Source organism: Comamonas sp. Z1, assembly GCF_008121555.1.
GTDB classification, from domain to species: domain Bacteria; phylum Pseudomonadota; class Gammaproteobacteria; order Burkholderiales; family Burkholderiaceae_C; genus Comamonas; species Comamonas thiooxydans.
The window spans coordinates 63565-76129 of sequence record NZ_VOQT01000016.1 but is presented as its reverse complement, the minus strand read 5'-3'; the positions used below and the strand labels follow the sequence as shown (position 1 = coordinate 76129).

Below are 12565 nucleotides of genomic sequence, written 5' to 3'. Positions count from 1 at the left end.
AAGCGTTCTATCTTAGAGGCTGAGCGGTTTCAGGCCCGCGTCGCGCGCAGGCAGCTTGGGGTGATCTCGGCCATGGATGTCGCGCCCAGCATGGCCATATTGCGGTCCACCTCGTCACGCAGCAAGGTGATGGCGTGATGAACGCCCTGTGCACCGCCGACTGCGGCGGCGTACATGAAGGGGCGGCCCAGAAACACCATGCGCGCGCCCAGGGCCACGGCCTTGAGCACATCGCTGCCGCGGCGAATGCCGCTGTCCATCATCACGGCCGTGCGGTGGCCCACGCGGTCCACCACATAGGGCAGCATCTGCAGCGGCGCGACCACGCCGTCGAGCTGACGGCCGCCGTGGTTGGAGACCACGATGCCTTGCGCGCCGATATCGGTGGCCATCACGGCATCGTCTTCGTTGAGGATGCCCTTGATGATGAGGTTGCCTTTCCAGCGCTGGCGAATGCGTTCGATGTTCTTCCAGTTCAGGTGGTCACGGCCCGAGGTGTCGCGGATGGCGGTGCCCGACAGCAAAGGCGCGCCGCGCGTGGCAAACGAATTCTCGAAGTGCGGCATGCCGTGGTTGATCAGCGTGCGCAGCATGGTGCCCACCATCCAGCGCGGGCGGGTGATGCCGTCATAGGCCAGGCGCAGCGAGGGGCGCAGCGGCATCGAGAAACCGGTGCGCACATTGTTTTCGCGATTGGCCCAGACCGGGATGTCCACGGTGATGACCAGGGTGCCGAAGCCGGCAGCCTCGATGCGCTCGATCAGGCCGTCGATGCGCGTGGTGTCGCCGGGCAGATAGGCCTGGAACCAGGTCGACGGTGCGGCCTTGGCTACATCTTCCATGGGGATCAGGGAAGTGCCGCTCATGATGGCGGGAATGCGATTCGCTGCAGCGGTCTGAGCCAGCACCAGATCGCCACGGTAGGCGTTGATGGCGCTGATACCCACGGGGGCCACGCCGAATGGCGAGTCCCAGGTCTGGCCGAACAGCTCGACCTTCTGGTTGCGCTGCGACACATCCACCATGACCCTGGAGCTGAAGCCGTATTGCAGGAAGCTGTCACGGTTGGCCTGCAGCGAGACGCAGTCTTCAGCCGCGCCGGAGACATAGCCAAACAGAGGGCGGGGCAGGTGCTTGCGTGCGGCGGCCTCGAAGTCATGCAGCGACAGAATGTTCTGCAGACGACGGGGAAGCCCTGCGCGTTGGCCGTAGGCGGCTTGCGCTTTGGGGGCGGAGGCTGCGTTTGCAGCAGGGGCTTGTGACGATGCCATGGTAGGGCGCCTCGGGAGCGAAATTCAGGGGTTTAACTGGCTGCGCCCCCGCACACTTGCGGTGCACGGGGGCGTGACAGAAACATCAGGTGTTCAAGGTTTACTGAGCGAATGTACCGCGCTGACGCATCAGCTCGCGGTGCAGTTGCTCGTTACGCTCGAACGGTGCGCGGCCATGCACATAGAAGTAGTTGTTCAGAACCACCAGGTCGCCAGCGGGCAGGCTGACGGTGCGGGTGCCGGGCGAATTTTCCATCGATTCGGACAGGTTCTGCAGATATTCGGCTTCGGCGTCGTTGGCGGGCTGCACGAACTGGTCGATGAAGGAGATCGACAGGCCGAACTCGCCGTGGAAGAACACGGGGCGTTCCACGCGCTCGTTCACATTCTTGGAGCCGGGGGCCTTGTACAGCAGGGGCTTGGCGCCCAGCGGGTCTTGCACAAAGCAGTCCAGCTCGCTCCAGTCGTCCAGATGCAGAAAGCGCGACTCGCCGCCCACGGCGTTCTGCTCGTCGAACTTCATCATCAGCAGCCAGTCGGTGGCTTCGGTCACGAAGGTGCCGTCGGTGTGCATGGTGAACAGACGATAGGCCTGGCGCAGATAGGAGTCGCTGGCGTCGGTGTGCTTGACCAGGAAACGTGCGTAGTACTTGTTGGACATGGAGTCGTGGTTGGCCGGGCCCAGGATATGGCCGATGGCGGTGCCGAACTTCACGTAGTCGTCGCTATCCTGGCTCACGCCTTCCAGACCCAGCACAAAGCCGCCATGCTTGCGGTCCTTGATGATGTTCACCAGGGTCTCGCCAAAGTCGGCACCCATGTGGGCCTTCAGGCGGCGCGCCAGATGAAAGCGCATGAAAGGCACGTACTCGAGGTTCTGCACGTCGATATCGCGCACATCGGCCAGGAAGGCGTTGAGGGCTTCGGCGTTCAGGGTCAGCTTCAGCAGGCGGGGATGCTCGGGGTGAGCGGCGATCTCGTAAGCGGCAGGCTGGATCAGTTGCTGGGGAGTAGTAGCGTTCATGGTGGGCGGGTACTTCAATCAGGAATGGTGTGATTGAACACTTCTTGTTTGATACGATCTACGGGGTTAAATGCATTTTTTAATAAGAATTTCAGATTAAATACATGCTCAGCTACCGCCAACTCGAGCACTTCGTCACCGTCGCCCAGGAACTGCATTTCTCTCGCGCCGCCGACAAGCTGGGCGTGGCCCAGTCCGCCGTCAGCGTGCAGGTGCAGCAACTGGAACAGCAACTGGGCGTGCGCCTGCTGCAGCGCAACAAGCGCAAGCCCATCACGCTGACCGATGCGGGTGAGCTGCTTTATGACGAAGCAGTGGCCGTGCTGCGCCATATGGAGCGGGCCCAGCAGATCGGGCAGCTGGCGGCCCAGGGCATGAGCGGCCATGTCAAGCTGGGCTATATCTCCTCGTCCGTGACTTCCGGTGTGCTGGCGCGCATGCTCACGCAGTTCCGCCCCGGCCATGAGCAGGTGCACATGCAGGTGCTGGCCATGGAGACGCCGCGCCAGTTGCAGGCGCTGCAGCAGGGCGAGATCGATGCCGGTCTGCTGCGGCCGCGCCGTCGCTACCCCGAGGGGGTCAAGGCGGTCATCGTGCATAGCGAGCCCTTCATGGTGGCGCTGGCCGAGAACCACCCGCTGGCACGCCATGAGTCCATCAGCGTGGCCGATCTGCGCGGCCAGACCTTTATTGCGCCGCAGTTCATCAACGAAAGCGAAGGCTTCGCCGAGGTGCTGGCGCGGCTGGCCGAGACGGCCGGGTTTTCGGCACGCGAGGCCTATCGCGTCAACGACTTCGTCACGGCAACCAGCCTGGCGGCCGCGGGCTATGGCATTGTGGTGCTGCCCGAGTCGAACCGCCTGCTCAATCAGCCGGGCGTGGCCTTCAGGGCGCTGCGCGACTTCAAGGAAAACGTGCACATGGCGCTGGCCTACCGCGAGCGCGAGAACTCACCCGCAGTGCGCGCCTTTCTGGCCGTGGCCAGAAGCTGCGCTGCCTAGTTACGCGGCTGCGGGCAGGGCGGTGTTGCAGCGCAGGGTTTCGGGTGTTGAACTAGCTAAAATGCTAGCTGCTATCGCTTGCTGATATTAGTTTCTGGATATGAATTGCATTGAATTCAATGCATGAAAAGCGAAGTATGCTCTGTTATTAATAGCGAAAGTCCTGGCCTGCGCGCAGCCGTATAGCCTCTATAAGCGCTGCCGTGTTCCGCAGGCAAGATCGGGCGCGTAAGCTCTGGTCCATGAAAATCTATCGTAGTGCCCTGCTGCGCTTCGCCGATGACGGCCAAGCGGTTTATGACTCCGACGCCTTGCTGGCGGTTGCTCCCGATGCCGCGGGCGTGCAGCGTGTGGTGGCTGCGGGCAGCTGGCAGGCGCTGGCCGACCAGTATCTTGAGCGCGAAGGCGTGCAAGTCATTCACCTGCCCGGCAAGCTGCTGGCACCGGGCTTTGTCGACCTGCATATCCACTATCCGCAGACCGATGTGATCGGCGCGCCTGCCCCGGGCCTGCTGCCCTGGCTGGAGAACTACACCTTCCCGCATGAGTCGCGTTTCCACGATCGCGAATATGCCGATGGCGTGGCCGATTTCTTCATGAACGAGCTGCTGCGCAACGGCGTGACCACGGCGCTGGCCTTTGCGACCTCGCATCCGACATCGGTGGATGCCATCATGACGGCTGCGCAAAAGCGCAGCATGCGCATGATTGCCGGCAAGGTGCTGCAGGACCGCAACAGCCCCGATGGCGTGCGCGACGACACCGAGCAAAGCCTGATCGACACCGAAACCCTGATCCAGCGCTGGCATGGCGTGGATCGCCTGGGCTATGCGATCACGCCGCGCTTTGCGCCCACCAGCACGCCCGAGCAGCTGCGCGGTGCGGGCGAGCTGGCAGCCAAATATGGCGATGTCTGGATTCAGTCCCATGTGGCCGAGAACCTGGACGAAGTCGCCTGGGTCAAGCAGCTGTTTCCCGAGTCACGCAGCTATCTGGCCGTCTACGACGACTTCGGCCTGATGCGCGAGCGCGCTGTTTACGCCCACAGCATCTGGCTCGATGAAACCGACCGCAAGCTCATGCACGACACGCGCTCGGCGGCGGCCATCAGCCCGACCAGCAACCAGTTCCTGGCCAGCGGCTACTTCGACTACATCAAGGCTGACGAGGCGGACATGCTTTACGGCCTGGCCAGCGATGTGGGCGGCGGCATGAGCTTCTCGCCATTTCGCACCATGCAGGCCGCCTATGTGATCGGGCGCGAGAGCCATGCCAAGCAGGGCCTGAGCCTGTCGCCCCAACGACTGTGGTGGCAGCACACGGCGGGCGCTGCGCGGGCCCTGGGTCTGCAGGGCGTGGTCGGCAATCTGCAGCCTGGCTGCGAGGCCGACTTGGTCGTCATCAACCCTGGCTGCACGCCGCTTCTGGAGCGCAAGACCAGCCAGGCGCGCAATCTGGATGAGCTGCTGTTTGCCATGATCATCCTCGGAGATGACCGCCTGATTGAGCAAACCATTGTTTCTCAAGCAAAATAGCGGTCTTGCGCTTGATTTGTGAGCGCACAACGCTATGAAAAATCAAGCGATACAGGACTTCTAATGAGCATCAAGAGCGACAAATGGATCCGTCAGATGGCGGAGCAGCACGGCATGATCGAGCCTTTCGAGCCTGGCCAGGTGCGCCAGGTCGACGGCAAGAAGATCATCAGCTACGGCACCTCGAGCTATGGCTACGACATCCGCTGCGCCCGCGAATTCAAGGTCTTCACGAATATCCACAGCACGGTGGTGGATCCCAAGAATTTTGACGAGAAGAGCTTTGTCGACTTTGAGGGTGACTACTGCATCATCCCGCCCAACAGCTTTGCACTGGCCCGCACGGTCGAGTACTTCCGCATTCCCCGCGACGTGCTGACCGTCTGCCTGGGCAAGAGCACTTATGCGCGCTGCGGCATCATCGTCAACGTGACGCCCTTCGAGCCTGAGTGGGAAGGCTATGTGACGCTGGAGTTCTCCAACACCACGCCGTTGCCGGCCAAGATCTATGCGGGCGAAGGCTGTGCCCAGGTGCTGTTCTTCCAGGGCGACGAGCAATGCGAAGTCAGCTACAAGGACCGCAACGGCAAGTACCAGGGCCAGCATGGCGTGACCCTGCCCAAGGCCTGAAGCCTGTTGCTGCGCCAAAAAGCCCGCTGCGGATACAGCGGGCTTTTTGCTTTCCTGGGCTGCTGGACCAGATCAGGCGGCTGCCGCTTCGAGCGCCGGCCAGTCCAGGTTGCAGTGCGCGCCCACGCTGGCATGGCGCTGCAGCGCCGCGTCCACCATCAGGCTGCACAGGGCCAGCTGGTTGCGCAGTGCAGGGTCGGCACCGCGCCATTGAGCGCGCCACAGCACCAGTTGCTTGGCCGCTGCAATCAGGCTGTGGTTGCTGCGCACGATGCCGACGTTGTGCAGCATGAGCTGCTGCAGCGACTGGCGCATCTCCTGCTGGCTTTCAGTGCTCAGGCTCTTGCCGGGCTTGCGCTGCCTGCCAGGAATGGCAGCAGGTTTGTGCAAAGGCTGCTCGGCCATGCGCAGCGCGGCAGACCTGCCCATGACCACGCACTCCAGCAGCGAGTTGCTGGCCAGACGGTTGGCGCCATGCAGGCCGGTGCGGGCCACCTCGCCAATTGCCCATAGCCCGGCCACGGCAGTGCGGCCGTCCACATGGGCCTGTACACCGCCGCAGGCATAGTGGGCACAGGGCGCAACAGGGATGGGCTGGGTGGCAATGTCTATGCCGTACGCAGCGCACAGTGCCATGACGCCGGGGAAATGCCGGGCCAGCCAGTCGCGGCTGCGGTGTGTGATGTCCAGCAGCACATGGGGCAACTGGTGGGCACGCATTTCGCCATCGATGGCACGGGCCACGATATCGCGCGGCGCCAGCTCGGCACGCGGGTCGTGGCGCAGCATGAAGCGCTCGCCGGGCTGGCCGTGCCGGTCCGGCAGGCAAAGCAGGGCTCCTTCGCCGCGCAGCGCTTCCGAGACCAGGCCCACGGACCGGCCGCCCACCTGCAAGGCCGTGGGGTGGAACTGCATGAACTCCAGGTCGCGCACCACACAGCCCGCACGCCAGGCCATGGCAATGCCGTCGCCGGTTGCCGTGGCCGGGTTGGTGGTGCTGGGGTAGATCTGGCCCATGCCGCCCGTGGCCAGCACGGTATGGCTGGCCAGCATATTCTGCTGCTGGCCATCGGCATTGCGCACGCTGGCGCCCACGCAGCGCTGCTGCAGGTCCTGCAGCAGTTCCATGGCAGTGCAATGCTGGAGCAAGCTAATGTGCTTCAGACGCTGGCAGGCCTGCAGCAAGGTCTGGTGCACGGCCTGTCCGGTGCGGTCGGCCGCATGCACAATGCGCCGCGCGCTGTGGCCGCCTTCGCGCGTCAGGTGCAGGCGCCCTTCGGCATCGGTGCTGAAGGGCACGCCCAGGGCTTGCAGCCAGGCGATCGCCTGGGGGCCTTGCTCCAGGATGCGGCGCACGGCGCCTTCGTCGCAGAGGCCGGCGCCGGCGATCAGCGTGTCCCGAACATGGGCTTGCAGGCTGTCGGCGGGATCCAGCACGGCGGCAATGCCGCCTTGGGCCCAGGCGCTGGCGCATTCATCGGCACTGCTTTTGCTGAGCACGGTGATGCGCAGTGTGCTGGGCAGGCTGAGCGCCAGCGTCAGGCCGGCCAGTCCAGAGCCGATGATGAGCACATCGCTGCAAGTCTGAGATTGGGGCATGGTGCTTGTCCTTTCTCAGGCCGGACCGAAGTTCTGAAACAGGGCCGCGTCGCGTTCCAGCTCGCCGCTGGCGCGTACCGGCTGGCGCTGGGCAGCGGCAAAATCCAGCATGCGCTGTATGGGCCTGCGGGCGGCCAGACCCAGCATCGCGTCAAGCTCGATGGCACCGCTGCCTTGCAGCAGGGTTCGCTCCACGCCCGGCAGGCTGTTCATGGCCATCCAGGGGCAGAAGGCGCAGCTTTTGCAGCTGCCACCCGTGCCAGCCGTCGGGGCAGCCAGAAAGTGCTTGCCCGGATAGCGCTGGCGCATGTCGTGAAGAATGCCTTGATCGGTGGCCACGATGAAGGTGTCGGTGGGCAGCTTGCCCACGGCGGCAATCAGCTGAGTGGTGGAGCCCACTACATCGGCCAGCGCCGTGACGGCGGCCGGCGATTCGGGGTGAACCAGAATCGCGGCCTCGGGGTGGGCATTGGCCAGGGCCTGCAGCTCGTCGGCCTTGAATTCGTCATGGACCACGCAACTGCCCTGCCACAGCAGCATATCGGCACCGGTTTGTTGCTGGATGTGGCTGCCCAGATGGCGGTCGGGTGCCCAGAGGATCTTCTCGCCGCGCGCGTGCAGGGCGGCCACGATGTCCTGCCCAACCGAAGAGGTGACTACCCAGTCGGCCCGGGCTTTCACGGCAGCGCTGGTGTTGGCATAGACGACCACGGTGCGGTCGGGGTGGGCGTCGCAGAAGCGGCTGAACTCGTCGGCCGGGCAGCCCAGGTCCAGCGAGCAGGTGGCATCGCCGTCGGGCATGAGCACGGTCTTCTCGGGGCTGAGGATTTTTGCGGTCTCGCCCATGAAGCGCACGCCGGCCACGATCAAGGTCTTGGCGGGATGGTTGGCACCAAAGCGCGCCATCTCCAGCGAGTCGCCCACGCAGCCGCCGGTATCGCGTGCCAGATCCTGCAGCGCACCGTCGACATAGTAGTGGGCAACCATGACGGCATTGCGTTCCTTGAGAAGAGCCTTGATGCGCTGCGCCGTCTCGCGCTGCTGCTGGCGGTCCTGCTGCGGCAGCACCCTGGCCCAGGCCTGGCCTGTGCTGCACTGGCTGCTGCTGGCCGGTGCGGGCTGGTCGAATTCCACGGTTCTGATCGTCATCGTCTCCATCCTGAGTTGTGCTGTTAAATATTTATACTCAATCTGAGTATTATTAAAACCGCTTTTTTTGAATTTGTCACCATGGAGACAAATTAGCTTGAATGGCGTCGCTTTTCAGTGCCGTCAGTGCTCGGGAAGGTAATCCAGAGAACGGATGGATCGCTTATGCATCAATGACTTGATGCTTCTGAAAAATGAGCAAATGGAGGATGTTCAGGCGGGCTGCCTGAGCAGGTGCTGGCGCAGGGCCAGGCGAGTGGCGGCCAGATCCCAGCCGCCCCAGCCGCAGGATTTGAAGAGTACAGGCTTCGTGGAGCGCGACCAGTCCTGATGCACCACGGCGGCCAGCGTGGGCAGGGGGTCGACCTCGATGCCGGCCTGCAGCAGGTCGCCGGCCTCGTGCGCAGCATCGGCGGTGTCAACGACGATCTGGCCCTGGTGCAGAAAGCGCCGGCACAACTCGGGATCCAGCTCCACCATTTGCGGCGTGAAGGCGCCGACAGCGCAGACAAAGGCATCGGGTCTTGCCGCCTCATGCAGCACCACGGCCTGCGCGGGCGTGCAGGTCACGATCAGCGGGCAGTGCCGGGCGGCTTCCTCCAGGTCGTCGGTGATGCGCGCATGCAGACCCAGGTCGCGGGCCTCGTCTGCAAGCCGCTGCGCGCTGCTGGTACTGCGCGAGTGAATCCAGACCTCCTGCGTGCCAAGGCCCTGAGCAAAAGCCTGCATATGGGCGCTGCCCTGCACGCCAGCTCCGACGATGAGCAGGGCGCCTTGAGGCCTGGGGGCCAGGCGGCGCGCTGCCAGCAGCGATACGGCTGCGGTGCGTCTGGCCGTGACGGTGGGGCCGTCCAGAATCAGTTGACGCACTCCGGTCGCTGCATCAAAAACCACGATATCGCCCTGAATGGTAGGCCTGCCCATCCGGGCATTGCCTGGCGTGAAACTGATGAGCTTGGTCATGACCACCTGGCCATCGGTGGCCGGCATGCAGAACAGGCAATTGCCCGCAGCCGTCGGCATGACGATGCGTGGCGGAACCGAGACACTGCAACTGTTTTGCAGCTGGCGCAAGAGTGCTTCGATCTCATCGGCCAGGGCGGACCATGGCAGCAGTGCGGCAGTGGCGCGGGCGTCCAGAGACGCTGTCGAGGGCTGGGTCTGGGCATTCATGGGCAGTCTTATGGGGGCAGCGGACAAGCCTCCGAGCTTACAGAATTGCAAGCCCGGCCCGGTGTTGACCGACAGAATGTCGCAGCACGGACGCTTCTGGCGAAGGCTGCCAGCGCGCACAATAGCCACTGTCTTATCCATCAATTTTGTCGTACACATGTTTGGCTTTTCTCCCCGCTCCGGGCAACGCAAGGACCCTACCTGGACACAAGCGCCTTCCAGCCGTGGTCATGTCGAGCCTGTCTGGCGGGATGGCGGCTCGGCTGCAAGCTATGAGCCGACCCAGCAGCAGGCGGCAGCACCGCGCAAATCCTCTTCGGCCAAGCTCTGGGCATCGGCCGTCCTGGCGGTGGTGGGCCTGCTGGCAGTGGCCTTTCTGTTTCTGAGCATGGTCGATGTGGTGGAGGAACAGGTAGCCCGCAACCAGCCTCAGTCCACGCCTGGCGCGCCGGGCGTGACCCTGATCCCCACGCCTGCCGGCCGCTGAACACCAGGCCAAACGTCAACAATGCTGCGCTGCAGCTTGACTGAGGTGGCAAAAGCACAGCTTGATACCTGCATTCGGAGCCACAGCCCTTAATATCGCCACCCGGCGCAGGCCGCGTGCAACACAGCTAAGGAGTAAGCACCATGAGATGGGAAGGTAACCGCGAGTCGGACAACGTCGAGGATCGCCGCGGAGACGGTGGTGGTGGTGGTTTTCCCATTGGTGGTCGCAGCATCGGCATCGGCACCGTGGTGCTGGCGCTGATTGGCTGGGGCGTGTTCGGCATCAACCCACTGACCACGATTGGCGTTCTCTCCGGTGGTGGCTCGCCCCAGGTGCAGCAGGCTCCAGCGCATCGCCCGGCTGGCGATGACCAGGGGGCCAAGTTTGTCTCCACGGTGCTGGCTTCAACCGAGGATGTCTGGACCCAGATCTTCCGTGAAGGCGGTGCTCAGTATCAGAACCCCAAGCTGGTGCTGTTCACCGGCGTGACGCGCACGGCCTGCGGCACGGGGCAGTCGGCCATGGGGCCGTTTTACTGCCCGGGTGACTACAAGGTCTATCTGGACATGGACTTCTTCAACACCATGAGCCGTCAGCTTGGTGCTCCCGGTGAGTTCGCGCGCGCTTATGTGGTTGCCCATGAAGTGGGTCATCATGTGCAGAACCTGCTCGGCATCTCGGGCAAGGTGGACAGCATGCGTGGCCGTGTCAGCGAACGCGAGCAAAATGCCATGTCCGTGCGCCTGGAGCTGCAGGCCGACTGCCTGGCCGGCATCTGGGCCAACAAGTCGCAGCAGGCCAAGAGCTGGCTGGAGCAGGGCGATATCGAGTCGGCGATGAATGCCGCACAGCAGATCGGCGACGACAAGCTGCAGCGCGAAGCCACGGGCACGGTGCGTCCCGACAGCTTTACCCATGGCTCCAGCGCCCAGCGTGTGCGCTGGTTCACCCAGGGCTACAAGACCGGCAGCGTCAAGGCCTGCGATACCTTCGCAGCTCAGTCGCTTTGAGCCACAAGCTGGTCTGAACCAGGCGTGTGCACTGTCACACGCCTTTGTTTTTGGGGTGGCAGAATGTGAAAATCCGGGTTATCCCGATAGATTGCACGGGATATTGGCAAGGCTTTTTACGCGTGAAAACAGAGGGGGCGAAGGCTTTTCATCTGCAGAAAATCACAAAGCCAACGCGAAAAACCCACTCGGTGCGACAATAACGCCCTCAATGACAAGCTCTTTCTCCAATCTTTACTTGGCTGAGCCCCTGGCACGCGCAGTGGCCGACATGGGCTATGAGTCCATGACTCCGATTCAGGCGCAGGCCATTCCGGTGGTATTGACCGGCAAGGACGTCATGGGCGCAGCCCAGACCGGCACAGGCAAGACGGCGGCTTTCTCCCTGCCCCTGCTGCAGCGCCTGATGCGCCATGAAAACGCTTCGGCATCACCTGCCCGCCATCCGGTGCGTGCCCTGGTGCTGCTGCCCACGCGTGAACTGGCCGACCAGGTGGCACAACAGATTGCCCTGTACGCCAAGCACACCAAGCTGCGCAGCACCGTGGTGTTTGGTGGCATGGATATGAAGCCCCAGACCATCGAGCTGAAAAAAGGCGTCGAGGTGCTGGTGGCCACGCCCGGTCGTCTGCTGGACCACATCGAGGCCAAGAATGTGGTGCTCAATCAGGTGGAGTATGTGGTGCTGGACGAGGCCGACCGCATGCTGGATATCGGCTTTCTGCCCGATTTGCAGCGTATCCTCTCCTATCTGCCCAAGAGCCGCACCACGCTGCTGTTCTCGGCCACGTTCTCGCCCGAGATCAAGCGTCTGGCCGGCAGTTATCTGCAGGATCCGGTGACCATCGAGGTGGCTCGTCCCAACGAGACTGCGTCCACCGTGGAGCAGCGCTTCTACAAGGTCACGGATGACGACAAGCGTTACGCGATTCGTTCCGTGCTCAAGGAGCGCGACATTCGCCAGGCCTTCATCTTCTCCAACAGCAAGCTGGGTTGTGCGCGTCTGACGCGTGCCCTGGAGCGTGACGGTCTGCGTGCCGCCGCACTGCATGGAGACAAGAGCCAGGACGAGCGCCTGAAGGCGCTGGAAGCCTTCAAAGCCGGCGAGGTGGATCTGCTGGTCTGTACCGATGTGGCCGCGCGAGGTCTGGACATCAAGGATGTGCCCGCAGTCTTCAACTACGACGTGCCTTTCAATGCGGAAGACTATGTGCACCGCATCGGTCGTACCGGCCGAGCCGGCGCATCGGGCCTGGCCGTGACTCTGGTGACCGATCATGACAGCCGCAATGTGGCCGACATCGAAAAGCTCACCAAGAAGAAGATCGAAGTCGAACCTGCGCCCATGCTGGATTTCCGTCCGGCACGCCGCAGCCGCAGCGATGAGGAATATCGTCCACGTCGCGAGCGTGAATTCGATGCAGCATCGCGTGGCGGTCATGCGCATCGTCCATCGCGCATGGCCCAGCGTCCTGTCAATCTGGATCCGTTCTTTGACAAGCCTTATGAGGCCAGCAGCGCCAGCGAGACCGCATCCTGGGACAGCAAGCATGCAGCCCCGGTCAAGAGCGCAAGCATCAAGCCCAAGCGCAAGATTGCCGCTTTGTTCAAGGCTCCCGTCGTGGCTTCTTGAACACCGGGTTATCGCGCCAAAAGAAACGCCTGCGGATGCAGGCGTTTCTT

Annotated in this window: 11 protein-coding genes; 6 read left to right on the top strand and 5 right to left on the bottom strand. The window is 63.2% G+C overall.

Annotated features, from left to right (window positions below):
* Positions 1 to 29 precede the first annotated feature (29 nt).
* A complete protein-coding gene (locus FSY45_RS22000) occupies positions 30 to 1271 on the bottom strand; it encodes an alpha-hydroxy acid oxidase (protein WP_003067160.1) in 1242 nt (413 codons plus the stop codon).
* 100 nt (positions 1272 to 1371) lie between these two features.
* Positions 1372 to 2295, bottom strand: a complete 924-nt coding sequence (gene glaH, locus FSY45_RS21995) for a glutarate dioxygenase GlaH (protein ID WP_003067161.1) — start codon at positions 2293 to 2295, stop codon at positions 1372 to 1374.
* A 104-nt stretch (positions 2296 to 2399) separates the two neighbouring features.
* Here glaH and FSY45_RS21990 point away from each other — a divergent pair, with 104 nt between their 5' ends.
* From FSY45_RS21990 to dcd, 3 genes are all read left to right on the top strand, one after another.
* Positions 2400 to 3296: a LysR family transcriptional regulator gene (locus tag FSY45_RS21990; protein ID WP_003067163.1), complete on the top strand. Its 897-nt coding sequence runs from the start codon at positions 2400 to 2402 to the stop codon at positions 3294 to 3296.
* Between the two features lie 242 nt (positions 3297 to 3538).
* Positions 3539 to 4831, top strand: coding sequence for a guanine deaminase (gene guaD / locus FSY45_RS21985; protein WP_046461539.1), 1293 nt, complete (start codon positions 3539 to 3541; stop codon positions 4829 to 4831).
* Positions 4832 to 4894: 63 nt separating this feature from the next.
* Entirely contained in the window at positions 4895 to 5461 is a 567-nt protein-coding gene (gene dcd / locus FSY45_RS21980) for a dCTP deaminase (RefSeq protein ID WP_003052512.1), read from the top strand.
* A gap of 72 nt (positions 5462 to 5533) precedes the next feature.
* Here the strand turns inward: dcd and nadB are convergent, their stop codons facing one another.
* The 3 genes from nadB to FSY45_RS21965 form a co-directional block, all read right to left on the bottom strand.
* Positions 5534 to 7060: an L-aspartate oxidase gene (nadB, locus tag FSY45_RS21975; protein WP_046461540.1), complete on the bottom strand. Its 1527-nt coding sequence runs from the start codon at positions 7058 to 7060 to the stop codon at positions 5534 to 5536.
* 15 nt (positions 7061 to 7075) lie between these two features.
* The gene (gene nadA / locus FSY45_RS21970; protein ID WP_046461568.1) at positions 7076 to 8209 is read right to left on the bottom strand and encodes a quinolinate synthase NadA; all 1134 of its coding nucleotides are present in this window, start codon (positions 8207 to 8209) and stop codon (positions 7076 to 7078) included.
* A 213-nt stretch (positions 8210 to 8422) separates the two neighbouring features.
* Complete coding sequence (locus tag FSY45_RS21965; protein ID WP_046461541.1) at positions 8423 to 9382, bottom strand: delta(1)-pyrroline-2-carboxylate reductase family protein; 960 nt, start codon at positions 9380 to 9382, stop codon at positions 8423 to 8425.
* Positions 9383 to 9539: 157 nt separating this feature from the next.
* Here FSY45_RS21965 and FSY45_RS21960 point away from each other — a divergent pair, with 157 nt between their 5' ends.
* The 3 genes from FSY45_RS21960 (at position 9540) to FSY45_RS21950 (ending at position 12515) form a co-directional block, all read left to right on the top strand.
* Positions 9540 to 9869, top strand: coding sequence for a hypothetical protein (locus tag FSY45_RS21960; RefSeq protein WP_012839478.1), 330 nt, complete (start codon positions 9540 to 9542; stop codon positions 9867 to 9869).
* Positions 9870 to 10012: 143 nt separating this feature from the next.
* A complete protein-coding gene (locus FSY45_RS21955) occupies positions 10013 to 10882 on the top strand; it encodes a neutral zinc metallopeptidase (protein WP_003067170.1) in 870 nt (289 codons plus the stop codon).
* Between the two features lie 211 nt (positions 10883 to 11093).
* Complete coding sequence (locus FSY45_RS21950) at positions 11094 to 12515, top strand: DEAD/DEAH box helicase (RefSeq protein WP_046461542.1); 1422 nt, start codon at positions 11094 to 11096, stop codon at positions 12513 to 12515.
* Positions 12516 to 12565 lie beyond the last annotated feature (50 nt).